Raw genomic sequence first — 17,891 nt, forward strand, 5'->3', positions numbered from 1 at the left:
TTTTTATCGATTACCTATCACTTTACAGGTTTAAAATAACGCATTCAAAGCGATAATTTTTATTCGAGTTATTTTTTAAAAAAGGATGGTATTATTTACCTTGAGCATATCTGGTAGAAACTTCATCCCAGTTAATTACATTAAAAAATGCATTTATATAATCAGGTCTTCGATTTTGGTAGTTCAGGTAATATGCATGTTCCCATACATCTAATCCTAAAATAGGAGTTCCTCCACACCCAGTACCTGGCATTAATGGGTTGTCTTGATTAGGAGTAGAGCATACTTCTACTTTACCACCTTCCAGAACACATAACCAAGCCCATCCAGAACCAAATTGAGTAGCTGCTGCTTTAGAAAAAGCATCCTTAAATGCTTCAAAAGAGCCATAAGCATTCGTAATTGCATCTGCAAGCTCACCAGAAGGAGCTCCTCCTCCGTTAGGAGACATTATTTCCCAAAAAAGAGAATGATTATAATAACCACCTCCATTGTTTCTTACGGCACCATTGGATTTGTCAAGATTAATAAGAATGTTTTCTATAGTTTTACCATCAAGATCAGTCCCTTCAATAGCTGCATTTAATTTACTGGTATACCCAGCATGATGCTTATCATGATGAATCTCCATAGTACGTGCATCTATATTGGGTTCTAACGCATCAAAAGCGTAGTTTAATTTTGGTAACTCAAATGACATAATTTGGATTTTTTTTAGTTAATACAAATAAAAATGAAACCAAATTTAGGAATTAGAGTGATGAATAAAAATAAATATGTGTTTTAAATTGGTTAAACTGACAAAATAGAAAGAATAGCCTGTAAAAGGGCGTATAACTTCCGAAAATGCTAAAAACAAATTTATATTTAGATATCATTTTTACAAATTTGTTGTTCAAATTCTAAAAAGTAGATTAAAGACAAACTAATAATATTCAAAACTATTCCTGATCTAAAATTACCATTCAAATTTGCTCTTTTTATTTGAGTATTTTTAAAACAGAATTGATATAACGCCAAGATGGCGTAAAAGGTTAAACGCTTTTTATGATAGAAATGTACTGTTTTTAGTATTTTAGTAAAAAATAATAATATTGACATCTCACAATGCCTTTACTGTTTATAATGCAGCAGCAGGTGCAGGAAAAACATATACACTCGTTAAAGAATACCTTACTACTTTATTAACAGGAAGTTTTAAAGAGAGTTATAAAAATATTCTGGCAATAACCTTTACCAATAAGGCGGTAGCAGAAATGAAAACAAGAGTTTTGCAAAACCTTGTAGCAATTAGTGCGCCAGAAACTCCACCAAAATATGAGTCGTTACTTCAGGATATCATGACTGATACTGGTTTAGATATGTTAGTTATAAAGAAGAAAGCGAATCAAGTTCTAAAAAGCATTTTACATAATTACGCAGGTTTTGATATCGTTACAATAGATACATTTACGCATAGAATTATAAGAACTTTTGCACATGATTTAGGGATTCCTATGAATTTTGAAATAGAAATGGATACAGAATCTTTGATCGAAGAATCAGTAGATTCCTTGCTAGCAAAAGTAGGAGTAGATCCTGAGTTGACTAAGATAATTATTGATTTTGCTTTAAGCAAACTAGAAGATGATAAGAGTTGGGATATTACGACCGAACTGATCAAGATAGCAAGACTTTTATTTAGTGAGAATGATAGGGAACACCTTAATAAACTTTCTGAGAAAACCGGAGCGGATTTTGAAGAATTAAAAAAAGTAATATATGATAGAATTATTGCTACAAAAAATGATATTATTTCTAATGCAAAAAATATTCTAAACGAGATAACCGCCAAAGATCTGGAATTTCGAGATTTTATGAGAGGGTCGATACCTGCTCATTTTAAGAAGCTGGCAGACGGAGAAAGTAATGTAGATTTTAAGGCTGCATGGAAACAAAATATAGGAACAACTGATTTCTATAATAAAACCTTGGATCAAACCAAAAGAAGTGCAATTGACAGTATCAGATCGCAAATTGAGGAAGCATTTTTATTGACAAAAAAGCAGGCATCCCAGCGTAAGTTGTTAGAAAATATTATCAATAACCTTACTCCATTATCTGTATTAAATGCAATAAATAAAGAGCTTCAAAATAGTAAAAAGGAAAGGAATATTCTTTTGATATCAGAATTTAATAAAATTATTAGCGAAGCAATACAAGATCAGCCAGCTCCTTTTATATATGAACGGTTAGGTGAGCGCTACAGAGATTATTTTATTGATGAATTTCAGGACACATCAGAATTACAGTGGAACAACATGATTCCTCTAATAGATAATGCTATTGCTACAGAGACGCTAACAGGCAAAAGAGGTAAGCTTACTATTGTAGGAGATGCTAAACAGGCTATTTATAGATGGAGAGGAGGAAAAGCTGAGCAATTCATCAACCTCTCTTTAGATGAAAATCCATTTTCTGTTAAGGAAAAACAAGTTCTTAATTTACCAAAGAACTATAGAAGTTGTGAAGAAATCATTAAATTCAATAACAATTTGTTTACTTTTCTGTCCAATGATTTTAGTAATGAGCTGCATAAAAAATTATACTTGCTAGGTAATAACCAGGAATATAATACTAAAAAAGGAGGGTATATAAACTTGTCTTTTATAGAAGCAAAAAATATAGCTGAAGAAAATGAAATATATCCGGAAAGGGTATTTGAGACTATTATTGAACTTCAGAAAAAAGGATATAAGCTCAATGCTATTTGTGTTCTAACCAGAAGGCAAAAAGAAGGAACTGCCATCGCAGATTTTCTTACAGAAAAAGGAGTCTCTATAATTTCGTCTGAAACCTTATTGCTTAAAAATGACCCGAGAGTAATTTTTGTTATTAATATGCTTACCTGGAATGCTTTTCCAGATAATTTTTTAGCCAAGACAAATGTTTTACATTTTATTGCAGAACGCTTTGCTATTGCAGAAAAACATGCTTTTCTTACAAAAATGGTATTTGCAGATAAAAGAACATTTTGGAGGGAGATTGCTTCTTTAGGTGTTGAATTTGATTTTCGTAGACTAGGTATAAAACCATTTTATGATTGCGTAGAATATATTATTAATAGTTTTAATCTTGCAGATTCATATCCGGCATATTTGCAATTCTTTCTGGATGCAGTTTTTGGATATACCCAAAAACATGCAGAAGGAGTCATTGGTTTCCTTTCCTATTGGGAGCGTAAAAAAGATACACTGAGTATAATATCCCCAGAAGGAGAAGAGGCGATTAAGATAATGACAATACATAAGTCTAAAGGGCTTGAGTTTCCCTGCGTGATTTATCCATATGCTAATATTGATATTTATAGGGAAATAGAGCCTAAAACGTGGCTTCCTGTGTCAAAAGAAGATTTTCTTGATTTCGAAGAAGCATTCATTAATTATAACAAGGAGATTTCTGACTATGGAGAAGAGGCAAATAAAATTGTATTACAGCGCCAATCCCAGTTAGAATTGGATGCACTTAATCTATTATATGTAGTTTTGACCAGAGCAGAAGAGCAGCTGTATATTATTTCTAAAAAAGAAGTAACAAGTAAAGGAATAAGTAATCCTAATAAGTTCTCTGGAAAATTTATAAACTATCTAAAACATATAGGTATCTGGAATGATGATCAATGCACCTATGATTTTGGAAATATAGAAAAACCGGATACCGAGTCCATTATTGCGGAGTCTAAAACAAAAAAGATTGAACTTACCACATTTGATAATGCCAGTAAAATATTCAAAGTTCAGGTCGTGACTAATTCTGGTAAATTATGGGATACCGCACAGAAATCGGCTATAGAAAAGGGGAATCTTATCCATGAACTGATGGCATCTATATATACCGATGAGGATTTGGATTCAGTAATAAAAAATGCCATCGAAACAGGAATGATCAGTTATGCTGAAAAAGAAACTCTCTATGCTGAATTGAAAAAGCTGATGGATCATCCAAAACTCTCTACATTCTTTTCAAAAAATTATATGATATTAAATGAAAGAGAAATTATCGCCAATGGCAATTTATACAGACCTGATAGAGTTGTTATTGATAAAAGTAGAGGAGCTACCATAATTGATTACAAAACAGGAGAACGAATGGCGTCTCACAATACTCAATTAAATCAGTATGGTGAGCTCATAAAAAAAATGGGATATCTGTTAGAAAATAAAATACTTGTGTATTTTAACCAAGAAATGAGTGTGGAATATGTAGAATAACGATTTATTTTTGCAATTACTAGCAGAATTTTAATGATAAAAATTTTTTTTATCTTATAATTGTATCGTAATTATAAAAACGATACTTATAAATTTTATTTAAATAAGTCATTTTTTTCACATTTGTGAGGCTTTTGAAAAAACAAATTACGACTTTAAAAACTTCGCAATCGTTGATATACACTGGTCTATTAATAAAAATTTATTAGTTTTGTCTTTGACAGTAATATTTAACATATTACATTTGCTCTAATTAACACTTAAAAATTAAATTATTGAATATGAAACATCTTAACAGGTTTTTAGTGGCTTCGTTATTAGTACTTGGGTTTAGTACTGCGAATGCACAGGATCAAAACAACCCTTGGGCAGTATCGATTGGCGTTAATGCTGTTGATATATTTCCTACTGGAGGAGATTTACCCGTGCAAGGGGAAATCTTTGAAGAGTTTTTTAACGCTAGTGACCACTGGAATATCCTTCCTTCTGTATCTAAGCTTTCTGTAGGTAGATATATCGGAGATGGTTTTACTTTTTCTGTGGCAGGTACTGTAAATAAAATCGATAAATTAGGAGAACTTGCTGATGGAACTCTTGTTGGTGCTGATGATTTATCATATTATGCTGTAGATGGAACTATAAGTTATAGTTTTAAAAATGTATTTAAGTCAAAATGGTTTGACCCTTACCTTGGCGTAGGTGGAGGATACACTTGGGTAGATGAAGTAGGTGCTGGAACGTTAAATGGTACTTTTGGTTTGAACTTTTGGTTGACCGAAAATTTAGCATTCAATGTTCAAACTGCATATAAGCATGTATTCGAAGATTTCGTAGAAGGAAATTATCCTCCTACTCATTTCCAACATTCTGCTGGAATTACTTTTGCTTTCGGAGGAAAAGACACAGATGGAGATGGTGTATATGATAAAGATGATGAATGTCCAGAAGTTCCTGGTTTAGCAGAATTCAAAGGATGTCCTGATACAGATGGTGATGGAATCACTGATGCTAAAGACGATTGTCCTAATATTGCTGGTACTGCAGAATTTAATGGATGTGCTGACACAGATGGTGATGGTATTGCTGATCCAAACGATGAGTGTCCTACTGTTGCTGGTTTAGCAAATTTAAATGGATGTCCTGATGCTGATGGTGACGGAATCACTGATACTAAAGATGGTTGTCCAGAAGAAGCAGGACCTGCTGCTAATAACGGATGCCCATACCAGGATAAAGATGGTGACGGAGTATTAGATAAAGATGATAACTGTCCTGATGTTGTAGGTACTGTTGCTAATGCTGGTTGTCCAGAAGTAACTGAAGAAGTACAGAAAACATTAAATGAGTACGCAAAAACTATATTATTCGATTCTGGTAAATCCACGATCAAAGATCAGTCTACGCAGGTATTAAATGATATTATTGCAATCCTTAAAGAATATCCAACGGCTAAATTTGTTATCGAAGGGAACACTGATAGTGTTGGTCCTGCAAAAAGTAACCAAAGATTATCTGATGCCAGAGCGAATGCTGTGAAGACATTCTTAACAGAAAATGGTATTGATCAGTTTAGATTATCTGCTGTTGGTTATGGAGAAGATAAGCCGATTGCCTCTAACAAAACAAGAAAAGGTAGAGCTGAGAATAGAAGAGTAGAAATTAATTTAGTAAAAGAATAATCTTTTATAATACATTGAATATATACAGAAAACGTCCCGATATATCGGGACGTTTTTTATTTTTAGAAAGTGGATAGTTTTTTAAAAGAAATCATAACAGAAGTACGAGAAAAGCATACTACAATTAGTGAGCTTATTTTTATTGTTCCCAGCAAAAGAGCAGGGCTTTTTCTCAAAAAAGAATTAGTTGCACAATATCACGATCAGACCTTTCTGGCTCCAGTCATTCTTAGTATAGAAGAGTTTATTACACAACTATCCGGATTGCGGCAGATAGATGCTATACAGACCTTATTCGAGTTTTATGAGACGTACCTCACAACACACGAGCAAGAGGAAAAAGAGAGCCTGGAAACGTTCAGTAGCTGGGCACAAACCCTGATCTATGATTTTAATGAAATTGATAGATACTGTATCGATCACCAGAGTTTTTTCTCTTACCTGTCTGGAATACAAGATTTGAATCATTGGTATTTACAAAAAGAAAAAACAGCTTTGATTCAGAATTACATCAATTTCTGGAATCATTTACCCGACTATTATACCAATTTCAAGAATAAACTTCGGGACAAAAAAGTAGGATATCAGGGATTATTATACAGAGAAGCTTCTGAGAAAATAGCTGCATATACCAGCGAAACTAATCAGAAACACATATTAGTTGGTTTTAATGCACTTAACAATGCCGAACAACTTATTTTTCAATCATTATTAGAGGCAAATCTGGCAGATATATATTGGGATGCAGATTCATTTTTTGTGGATAATAAGTATCACGAGGCATCATTATTTCTGAGAAATTTCAAAAACAACTGGCACTATTACAAGGAAAATCCTTTTAAATGGATACGTACTAATTTTTCATCTCCTAAAGATATTAAGCTAATAGGTGTGCCAAAAAATGTAGGGCAAGCTAAATTAGTGACTCAGATATTGACATCTATTCCGTCTGCTGATATGGAGAAAACAGCGTTGGTATTAGCAGATGAATCTTTATTATTGCCCGTTCTTAATGCATTACCAAACAGTATTAAGACGCTAAATATTACAATGGGATTACCTTTAAAAGAAGTGCCGCTGACTTCTTTTTTTGAATTACTTTTTACGACACATAAAAACCCTGCAAGTAAAGGGTTTTATTATAAATCAGTATTACAAATTTTGAATAGCCAACCAGTCTATTGGTTATTAGATACTGTAGCACATAAAATTGCATATACTATTTCTAAGGAAAATTTGGTATATATACGTGTAGAGAAATTACTAAATGAAGTTGAGGATATAGGGAAACGGGATGTTATAAAAGTGATATTTGGTCCGTGGAGAGATGCTCCCGATGCTATAGAAAAGTGCAGAAAAATTATACAGCTTCTTAAAAATAGTCTGGATACGGAGTTTAATGCATTAGAATTAGAATATGTATACCGATTTCATTTGGTTTTTAATAGATTACAGACACTCCATAACGAATATCAATATTTAACAACAATTAACTCCTTATATCACTTATATAAAGATGTAATGGGTTCAGAAACACTTGATTTTAGAGGGGAACCTTTTAGTGGATTACAGTTAATGGGAATGCTGGAATCTCGCTGCCTGGATTTTGAAACTGTAATTATCACTTCTGTAAATGAAGGGATATTGCCTGCGGGGAAAAGTGCAAATTCTTTTATTCCCTATGATTTAAAAAGAGCATATAATCTACCGACATATAAGGAAAAAGATGCCATTTATACCTATCATTTTTATCGATTAATCCAGAGAGCTAAACAAGTTTATATAGTATACAATACAGAGGATGAAGGTGTCGGTGGTGGAGAAAAAAGCAGGTTTTTACGGCAATTAGAAATAGACAAAAGACCCAAGCACAGATTGGATACATATATCGCTTCTGCAACCGTACCAAAACTTATAAAAACCCCTTTGATTGTAGAAAAAGATAAAGAAATAATAAAAAAAATAGGTGAATTAGCCGCACACGGATTGTCACCTTCTGCATTGACTGGTTATATTAGAAATCCCATTGATTTTTATTATAAATATGTGTTAGGAATCAAAGAAACTGAAGAAGTCGAAGAAACAATTGCTGCTAATACACTAGGTACTGTTATTCACAATACACTGGAGAATTTTTATAAACCCTTAGAAAACAAGTTGCTTACTCCAGAGGATATTGGTAAAATGATACATCAGATTGATACTGAGATTAAATATCATTTTAAGAATGAATATGCAGAACTAAATATTACGCAGGGAAAAAACTTATTGATTTTTGAAGTTGCCAAAAGATACATCTATAACTTTCTGAAAGCAGAAGAAAAAATGGTGGAATCAGGATCAAAGATTAGAATTCTGGCTATAGAGAGTAATCTAAAAGCACAATTAACTATACCAGAACTGGATTTTCCAGTTTATATTAAGGGAAAAGTAGATCGTATTGATGAAGTGGACGGGCAGATGAGAGTTATAGATTATAAGACTGGAAAAGTAACTAAAAACGATCTGATTCTTATGGATTGGGATGTAATTACCACAGATTATAAATATAGTAAGGTTATTCAGGTATTGGCTTATGCATACATGCAACATAATGAACAAGCTGTGTCGGCATCATTTCAAGCAGGTATTATTTCATTTAAAAATCTTAAAGAAGGATTTCTTAAGTTTGGAACCAAAGAATCTTCCAGAGGAAAAGTTGATTATGATGTATCTGCAAATGTATTCGAAGAGTATATAAGACAACTTAAAAAACTAATTATTGAAATCTCTACGATAGAGATTCCATTTACAGAGAAAGAAGTATAATGATTATTACGCAGAAGAATATATGTGTACAGGGAAAGCATCATAAACCAATTATAACCGATGTTTTTTATAATGATACAAAGCAGCAAAAATCAATTGTTGTCTTTTGTCACGGATATAAAGGATTCAAAGATTGGGGCGCTTGGGATCTGGTAGCAAGGGCTTTTGCGAAGGCAGGTTTTTTCTTTCTGAAATTCAATTTTTCTCATAATGGTGGCACTGCAGAGCAGCCAATAGATTTTCCGGATTTAGAAGCTTTTGGACAGAATAATTATGTCAAAGAGTTAGATGATTTAGATACGATAGTAGATTGGGTTACTTCTGCTGGTTTTACGTATAAAGATTTTGTGAATTCTAAAGACATAATTTTAATCGGGCATTCTCGTGGAGGAGGTATTACTATTATCAAAGCTTCCGAAGACCCTAGAATAACCAAATTAATTACCTGGGCAAGTGTTTCTGATTTTGAGAGTAGATTTCCAAAAGGAGCAGCATTTAATACCTGGAAAAAAGAAGGAGTGTCTTATGTAGAAAACGGTAGAACAAAACAGCAGATGCCGCATTATTTTCAGTTTTACACCTCGTTTATAGCACAAAGAGATAGATTTACTATTTCTAAAATGATTAAAAATATAAAAATCCCGTATTTAGTGATTCATGGAGGCAATGATCCTACAGTCACTATAAAAGAAGCAGAAAGTTTACATGATTGGAATCCTGAGAGTACATTGTTTATACAGGAAGGTGCAGATCACGTTTTTGGTGCAAAACATCCCTGGAATTGTTTAGAATTACCTCTAGACTTGTCAATAATTGTTGAGAAATCTATAAATTTTGCAATACTTTAACAGCCTTTAGTTCTATATCATGCACTGTTTTTCGTTTTTTTTCGTTTATTTTGCAAACATGCAATCTAATAAACATATCATTGCTTCGGTATTACTGATACTTTTCAGTTTTATGCAGCTAGTTGATTTACATAAAGTAAGTCACGATGCTGATGATATAGATTGTAAGCTATGTAAACTAGCTTCAGAAAACTTAGATAATGACGACTTTTTATCTACGACCATTGTATGTCTTGATGATATAATACAGATTCCCGCAGATACTGCAATAAGTCATTATAAGGATCAGTATATTGATGCTTATAGTAGCTTTTCCTTTCTAAATAAAGCACCTCCAGCAGTGTAATTTTCATTTATTTTTTCGATTGAACAAACTTACTATTGCCAACGGCAATACTAATCACCCTTATTTTAGGTAATGAAAAGAAACACGTTAATGTTAGTGTTTCTTCTAGGAGTACATTTTTTATTCGCTCAAGAATGTGATAAAACACTTTCTGGTCGTGTAATTGATTTTCACGATGGGGTATCTCTAGAAGGAGCAACAATTACTTTTAATAGTACAACAATTAAAACTGATAATAACGGGATGTATAAAATCTCAGGGCTTTGTGCTACATCATACGCTTTTACGATATCTCATGAGGATTGTAATTCTCAGGTCGTTACTATTGATGTAAATGGGGTTTCAAAGAAAGATTTTTACCTGGAGCATCATTTGAATGAACTTCAGGAAATAACAATCTCAGGAGAAAATTTTGATAAAACAACATCCTCACAAGAAGAGACCATCAATGAGAATATTATCGAAAGATATAGTAGTGCAGCGTTAGGAGATGCACTTAGAGGGATTACAGGTGTTTCTTCTCTTAATACAGGGTCTACGATTGTGAAACCAATTATTCAGGGTTTAAGTGGAAGCAGGGTATTAATTATGAATAATGGTGTACGGATGCAAGATATGGAATGGGGAGATGAACATGCGCCTAATGTAGATATCAATACTGCAGGTAGTGTAACTGTGGTAAAAGGAGCAGCAGCATTGCGTTATGGAGGAGATGCTATTGGAGGAGTCATTGTTATGGAACCTAATAAAGTTCCGGCAAAAGATACATTGTTTGGAAAAACTATTGTTACCGGGGCTTCTAATGGTAGAGGGGGAACCATATCTTCGGAGATAATTAAGGGATATGAATCCGGCTGGTTTTTGAAAGCTCAGGGAACCTTAAAAAGATTTGGGGATGTAGAAGCACCTGACTATGTTTTATCTAACACTGGTATTTTTGAAAGAGGAGGGTCCTTATCCTTCGGGAATAATAAATTTACTCAGGGTTGGGATGCTTATTATTCATATTACCAAAACGAAATAGGAGTTCTCGCTGCATCGCATATTGGAAATGTAGATGACCTTATTGAGTCCATCAATAGTGGAGAGCCATCAGTTATAGAAAATTTCACCTATACTATAGATAATCCAAAACAAGATGTTACACATCATCTGGGTAGACTACGTTACTTTAAGAGATTTGAAGAATTAGGTAAATGGACGACTCAATACGACTTTCAACATAACCAGCGCTTCGAATTTGATATTAGACAGACTGAAGAGTTAAGAAAAATTCCAAGTTTAGATTTGGAGCTCACAACACATACGCTTACTTCTGATTTTGTTCTAGACTCTAAATTTGATTATAACTTGAATTTTGGGTTGGTAATACGTTACCAGGATAATTTTGCTGATCCCAGTACAAGAGCGAGAAGGTTAATTCCAGATTATGATAAATATGATGCAGGATTATTTGTATCTGGTAAATACGATATCAATGATAATGTAACTATTGATGCGGGTGTCCGATACGATTATAACCAAATCGATGCTAAGAAATTTTATATAAAAACCAGATGGGAAGAGCGAGGGTACGCTCAAGAATTTAATGATCTTATTATCGCAGATGAAGGTACGCAATGGCTTACAAATCCAAAGTTTGATTATCACAGTATTTCGGCAACGACAGGTTTTAATTATGTTTTCGGAGATAGTTATGAGCTGAGAGGTAATTATGCACTAGCTCAAAGAGCGCCAAATCCTTCAGAATTATTTAGTGATGGGCTGCACCATTCAGCATCTCGAATCGAACTTGGAGATCTAAGGATTGATCAAGAAACATCTCATAAAATCTCATTTTCTTTTCAGAAAAATGATGAGAGTTGGACTTGGGAAATTGCTCCATATGCTAATTTTATTAATGATTATATCCTATTAGAACCTACAGATATTGAACTTTCTATAAGAGGCGCATTTCCAGTATGGGAATACCGACAAACTAATGCAAGATTATTAGGTATTGACACTAAACTGGAAAAGAAATGGCTCCCTAATTGGAAAACAAATCATAGCTTTTCTTTGGTGAAAGGAAAGGAAACAGACAATGACACTCCTCTTATTAATATTCCTGCAGCCAATTTGAACAATAGCATTATTTTTCAAAAAGAGGATTGGAATGGATTAATAGTAAGTCTTGAAAGTGAGTATGTATTTAGACAAAATGAATTTCCTGATAATATCATTGTTTTTTCACCTCGAGCACAAGAAGATGTTCTTTTAGATATTAATACACCACCTGGTGATTATCATCTTTTGCATATGAATGCAGATATTACGGTTCCTTTCTTTAAACACAATGAATTGAATGTTGGGATGACCATAAATAATATTACTAATAACAAATATAGAAACTATCTGAACCGTCAACGCTATTTTGCAGATGAAGTAGGGCGAAACTTTTTATTGAGATTAACTTTTAACTATTAAATTTTTAAAATGATGAACACACGTAAATTTTTATCAATGTTAGCAATCGCAAGTTTATTAATATACTCTTGTTCTGACGATGATGATAACCCCGCAGTTGTGAATGAAGAAGAATTAATCACAACTATGACCGTTACCTTAACTGCAGGAATGGATGTAGTTACCTTAACATCTCGCGATCTGGATGGTCCTGATGGACCTAATGCACCTGTGATTACAATATCTGGACCATTATCAGCTGATACAACTTATATTGGAGAGGTGCAATTACTTAATGAAAGTGAAACACCAACTGAAAATGTTAATGAAGAAGTTGAAGGAGAAGCAGATGAGCACCAATTCTTTTTTGAAGTTGCTGATACTTTAAACGCTACGACAACCTATACGGATACAGAAGCAGATTACCCTCCGAATACAGGAACTAATCCGGTTGGAATTTCATTTAGCCTTGTTACGACAGATGCTAGTACAGGTAGTCTAACAGTAACCCTACGTCATGAACCTAAAAAACCAAATGATGGGACATTAGCTGATGCTGGAGGAAATACAGATATTACTCAATCCTTTGATATTGCAATAGAATAATAGAAATAGATTATAACGATAAGTTGAGTTTGTTTATTTAAACAAACATTTTTTTCAGGACAAGACTCTCAAGAAGTTGTTACTTCGAGAGTCTTGTATTTTTATTGACAAAAAAGAATCTGGTAGTGATTAATGAAAAAGAACGATACCAAATGTCAGATTAATAGTTACGAATCTGGATCAGTAATTCTCGAAATATAATTGGACAGAAAGTAACAAGGATGATATTATTTTATCAGCTGATACCTCTTGTATTTTTAAAATATAGTTTTTAGATGAATCTCATTCTAATGATATAGAAGATATTACTGAGGAGGTAATTGAAGAAAAAGATGACCATTTTGTTTTTTATGAATCGACCGTACCAAATCTTACATTTACCACCGCTTCTGATGATGCTATAGATACTAATAATGTCAGAAATAAATGATTTCTACAATTAGTTAGCAGAAAGTGCAACAACAGGTATACTATTGTCGTTTTTAATGCACGGACTGGGCTTACTTAATAAAGTTGGGAATTCTCGGGATGATTTTGGAGGAGAAATAAATATTGCAGTACTCTTTAATATTACTTGGCAGTAATATTTTATTAAAGAATTAGCACACTATTTACCTTAATTGGCATGAACTTTGATATATTTAAGAAGTAAAAATATAAGTCAATCGTATTTTGGTCAAAAAGCACATTGTAATAAAGTAAAAAAAGACTTAAAAAATATACATATATATTATAAAAGTTGATTTACTATATGTTAATGGCAATAATTTTAATCGAATATTACGACATTGTTAATTGTTAATTATGATGCAAAATTTGTTAATATAGTTAAGAATTTGGACTTATATTAGTAGCGTAAATTAGAGACAAAAAAACAACAAGAAAATTGAAACGTTCATAATTATGTATAAGTTGAGTTTGTGTTAAATATTATAATTAAGTTTCAATTTAGATCCTCAGGAGTAGTTAACCTGAGGATCGCTTTTTTGTGCCTATCCTTCAATACCTTATAAATAAAAAAGCTGGGAAAAAATATTCGAGAGCAGCTGCTATAATTCATTTGCTATGGCTAAATTATCGGGGATTTATTTTTTGTTTGAATAGCTATTTTGATGTAAAATTTACGGGGATTTTCAACTAATTTAATCATGCCAAACTAATACTGTATACGACATTTTACCAAGGTAACTTTTTTAATCTTTTTCAGATTTAATTTCCCTGATTTTTGCCCGGGAATTTTTATTCCCATATAAATCAAAAAAGCCATTCTGACTTTGGTCTTACAATACCTTTATGGCTTTTAACTTACCACTAGAAAAGCCTACTGGCGAGTCTTAAGGAATAAGTAGTATTCATTTCTGAAATCAAAAAAAATGAAATCATTCTATTATTTCATAATAATAAAATTTTCTTTGTATTTCCTTGTGATCATTGGTTTTTATACTAAGAATTGCATCATAGATAGTAGCATCACGGTTTTCTATAGTCAAACGCTGGGGAAACATATATAAAATAGGCTCAGGTGTAAAAAAAGGAATGTTATTACAAAACCCTACTTATAATAGGATATGTATATCCAAAAAATTATTATACTCTGTAATATAAAAGTTTTTCCAGACCAAAGCCCACATTCATTAGAATTTTTTTCTACTAAATACAACTCTAAAACCTAATTTATCTTCGGCTGTCATATTTTCTACAGATTGACCAGAACTCATTATTGACCTGGCTTGTCTATCAGTTGGATCTGTATAAGGAACATTTTCTAAATCCTCAGAAGAATTCGGGTCTTCAGAATTAAAACCACAAGAAGCTCTATTTCTAAAATCCGAGTGGCCAAAACCAACAACCGCATGTCCTAATACGATTTGTGATTAAAAATTTCGCATCTAATGACATTCTTTTTCTACTATATTTTCTTCATAAAATGAAACAATAGCTATGGCTATTCTTTAATTTGATTCATCAATCTAGCGAAAAATCCTTGCCATTATTTTTACGAAATTCTCATCCGTAAATCGTATAAAAGGGGTATTCAGTCCTGTTCTTCCTGGCGCAAACGCAATATATCTACCTACATCACCATTTGCTGCACTAACAGCAATAGCAATCTCATCTATTGTAAATTCTTGAAAATTATCTGGATCATTTACAATGATTAATGTAGATGGAGGATTTCCTAATGCTTCAAACTGTTGTCGTGTAGTTTCATAACCAATAAGCCTTGCTCCTTGTAATCCCAGATTGTTAATACGGTTACACAGCATTTTTTTGTACTTGATCTAATTGTTGATTTGTATTGGTCAATATACCAATATAAATGTTCCGTTTCCCAGAACTAGGAATTCTTAATCTATTTCTGTTACTTCTTACAAATAGCTTACCCGCCTGATCTATTTCTAATGGTTCACTTTTATATTGGTTTACCATATTTATTATTTCATCAGAACTTATATAGAGATCATCAAGCCTGTAACCATCCATTTTTTGTCACAAAAACTCTCCGTTAATCCTTTTGACACCTGTAAAATTAACATCAATACCATTTAATAATAAAGCCTTTGATTCTATATCTGTAAATAGATTGTTTTCTGAAGGAGTCTCAAAATCTTCCTTTTGACAAGAATAAAAAGAAATGATTTAAAAATTTTCATGTTTAGAATATTTAATTATTAAAAATTTCACACTTGAAATCATATTCTATGACAAGAGTTTTGTATAATTAACAACTGAATATAATATGCAGATATCCTTAGACGCTCAAGCATTTTTTAAAAATACTGGAGTACTCATACAAAGTTTTTACAGAAAGTAATATGATTTTTCTTTCTGGTTAATAAAAAGGTATTAAGAGTATGAGATTTAATATAGGCTGTAATAGATAACCAGGCTACTAATAGAAAACCCTAAAAAATAATGTAATTTTTTTAATTGCGCCTATTTTATTACACTGGTTTTGCCAAAATAATCAGAGTTAACCATGAGAATTGCAGGTAAATACATGAAAAAAATTTAAATTATTTTTTATGTATAATATTTCCTCCAAACTTTGAGGAAGTTGTTTTATAGTCCCTGGTAATTAGCGGTCATTAAATGGTGCTATAAATATAATCCAATAATTTAGTGAGATTTTTCTGTCTTCTCGTAGCCCGTTATGATTTCAAATAGAAAACTAATTTCTGCTAGAGTCTTGAAGTGCAGTAAGAATAAACTTTTCTTCATTTTAGCTCCATGTTTTTTGTCGAATTGTTAGATGTATAACCAAATTCATGTCAAAATTTCGATAGATTTGTTACTCACAAATAGAAATTATTAATGATTCTATGTGAAACACCAGATTTTTTGAAATTAAAAAACTGGAAGCATTCTTTTCGTAGCTCAACAAAAATCATATCAAATTTTAATTTTTTAACCAATTTTATACATAATCATATGAAAAAAGTAATTTTTAGTTTGGCAGGCTTATTAAGCGTAACCACAATAGTTGCACAATCAAACACTAGTAATGTAGATCAGTCTGGAGAAAATAATACCACTAGTATAATACAGACAGGTAATGAAAATGCTATAACTCTGAACCAAGATGGAAATTCTAACCTATCAAGAGCTTTTCAAGGTAGTGTAGATTTTATTTCTATAAATGGTAATATTAGTCAGATACAAACGGGAGATAAAAACTTTGCTTTTGTACAGCAGGAACATGATAACAATGTTGCTATTCAAACACAAAATGGCAATGGAAATTCAGCTTCTATTACTCAGAATATTATAAATTCCGGAGGAAATAACCGAGCAGAACAATTTCAAAGTGGAGATAATAATATAGTTACAATTTCTCAAGAAGGAACAAACTCTACGGGAACTGGAGTCTTCAACAATGCTTCAAGTGGGCAGTTAGGAAATGACAATGCCGTTACCATTACACAAGGTGGTGATACAAACTTTAGTTTTAATTTACAAATAGGTGATGAAAATGAAGCTGTAGTAACGCAATCCGGTGTTCGAAACGGTTCTGACCAAAGACAAACAGGGGATGCCAATATCGCAATGAGTGACCAATTCGGGGACAATAATATATTGCTTCAATCTCAAGATGGTGGAGGAAACCTTGCTACTGCAATACAAGGAAGTTCTCTCTCTAACTCTGTAAGTGGATTTGTTAATCAGCGTCAGTCTGGTGATGAAAATAGTGCGCTTGCACATCAAGAACAAGATCGAAATAGAATAAATCAAACTCAGGGAGGGGATGAAAATTCTATTGTTGCTTCTCAAAATATCGAATCTTCTGGTGGACAAAATCTTGCAGACCAGTTTCAATCAGGGAATGGTAATACTGCTATGGTTAGTCAGGAAGGATTGTCATCTGATGTTCTAGGTGAACAGAATTCTGCTTTTCAAAATCAATTTGGGAATGAAAATACAATAATTACTTCTCAGAGAGGTAGAGGCAATAGGAGTCGTATTAGCCAAAGAGGAGAACTTCACATCTCAGAAAACACTCAAGTAGGACTAAGTAATTTTGCTGAAGTTAATCAGTTTGGAACTGCTCAGAATAATACAATTTTACAAAACGGAACAGGGAATACTGCTCTTGTAACACAAATTGGAGCTAGTAATCAATAAGAAAAAGAATAAGTGAAGTAATATTATGGTAGGCTGGTTTATTTATCGGAGAAAGTATAACAAAATATTACTACTATTCTTATATCAGATAATTCGGCAAAACGGTATTGTCAATTAAGAAAATTATATATTTCCTTTTTTGTAATGAGACTAAAAAAAACGAGACCCGTTACAACGGTAATAATTTGATAAATAGTTTTAAAAAAAATCCCCGAAGTTTAATTTTTCGGGGATTTTTTATTTAGAGTATGTTTAATACGATTTATAACTAAAAATTTCGCATATT

General features: G+C 32.5%; 12 protein-coding genes. 8 read left to right on the forward strand and 4 right to left on the reverse strand.

Annotated features, from left to right (window positions below):
* Positions 1-91: 91 nt before the first annotated feature.
* Positions 92-700 (reverse strand): superoxide dismutase, encoded by a 609-nt coding sequence (locus F0000_RS08350; protein WP_149624260.1) that lies wholly within the window; start codon positions 698-700, stop codon positions 92-94.
* Between the two features lie 394 nt (positions 701-1,094).
* On the opposite strand from F0000_RS08350, the gene F0000_RS08355 reads away from it, so the two are divergent.
* The 7 genes from F0000_RS08355 to F0000_RS08385 all read left to right on the forward strand — a co-directional run bounded on the left by F0000_RS08355 (position 1,095) and on the right by F0000_RS08385 (position 12,982).
* A complete protein-coding gene (locus F0000_RS08355) occupies positions 1,095-4,250 on the forward strand; it encodes an exodeoxyribonuclease V subunit beta (RefSeq protein WP_149624261.1) in 3,156 nt (1,051 codons plus the stop codon).
* Positions 4,251-4,531: 281 nt separating this feature from the next.
* Complete coding sequence (locus tag F0000_RS08360) at positions 4,532-5,929, forward strand: OmpA family protein (protein WP_149624262.1); 1,398 nt, start codon at positions 4,532-4,534, stop codon at positions 5,927-5,929.
* Positions 5,930-5,998: 69 nt separating this feature from the next.
* Complete coding sequence (locus tag F0000_RS08365; RefSeq protein WP_149624263.1) at positions 5,999-8,737, forward strand: PD-(D/E)XK nuclease family protein; 2,739 nt, start codon at positions 5,999-6,001, stop codon at positions 8,735-8,737.
* Positions 8,737-9,585 carry a S9 family peptidase gene (locus F0000_RS08370; protein WP_149624264.1) on the forward strand — a complete coding sequence of 283 codons (849 nt, stop codon included), beginning with the start codon at positions 8,737-8,739 and terminating at the stop codon, positions 9,583-9,585. Before F0000_RS08365 ends, F0000_RS08370 begins: the two co-directional genes overlap by 1 nt.
* A gap of 58 nt (positions 9,586-9,643) precedes the next feature.
* On the forward strand, positions 9,644-9,931 hold the full coding sequence (locus F0000_RS08375; RefSeq protein ID WP_149624265.1) for a hypothetical protein: 288 nt from the start codon (positions 9,644-9,646) through the stop codon (positions 9,929-9,931).
* Positions 9,932-10,021: 90 nt separating this feature from the next.
* Positions 10,022-12,397 carry a TonB-dependent receptor gene (locus tag F0000_RS08380; protein WP_255452673.1) on the forward strand — a complete coding sequence of 792 codons (2,376 nt, stop codon included), beginning with the start codon at positions 10,022-10,024 and terminating at the stop codon, positions 12,395-12,397.
* 12 nt (positions 12,398-12,409) lie between these two features.
* Complete coding sequence (locus F0000_RS08385) at positions 12,410-12,982, forward strand: type 1 periplasmic binding fold superfamily protein (protein ID WP_149624267.1); 573 nt, start codon at positions 12,410-12,412, stop codon at positions 12,980-12,982.
* A 1,634-nt stretch (positions 12,983-14,616) separates the two neighbouring features.
* On the opposite strand, the gene F0000_RS28580 is transcribed toward F0000_RS08385, so the two are convergent.
* From F0000_RS28580 to F0000_RS08400, 3 genes are all read right to left on the reverse strand, one after another.
* Complete coding sequence (locus tag F0000_RS28580) at positions 14,617-14,850, reverse strand: M57 family metalloprotease (protein WP_149624304.1); 234 nt, start codon at positions 14,848-14,850, stop codon at positions 14,617-14,619.
* Positions 14,851-14,952: 102 nt separating this feature from the next.
* Positions 14,953-15,249: a hypothetical protein gene (locus F0000_RS08395; protein WP_149624268.1), complete on the reverse strand. Its 297-nt coding sequence runs from the start codon at positions 15,247-15,249 to the stop codon at positions 14,953-14,955.
* Positions 15,239-15,466, reverse strand: coding sequence for a hypothetical protein (locus F0000_RS08400; protein ID WP_149624269.1), 228 nt, complete (start codon positions 15,464-15,466; stop codon positions 15,239-15,241). Before F0000_RS08400 ends, F0000_RS08395 begins: the two co-directional genes overlap by 11 nt.
* Positions 15,467-16,414: 948 nt before the next feature.
* Between F0000_RS08400 and F0000_RS08405 the strand changes: the two genes are divergently transcribed.
* Positions 16,415-17,605: a hypothetical protein gene (locus tag F0000_RS08405; protein ID WP_188112055.1), complete on the forward strand. Its 1,191-nt coding sequence runs from the start codon at positions 16,415-16,417 to the stop codon at positions 17,603-17,605.
* The last annotated feature ends 286 nt before the right edge of the window (positions 17,606-17,891 follow it).

Source organism: Aquimarina sp. RZ0, assembly GCF_008370685.1.
Taxonomy (GTDB): Bacteria; Bacteroidota; Bacteroidia; order Flavobacteriales; family Flavobacteriaceae; genus Aquimarina.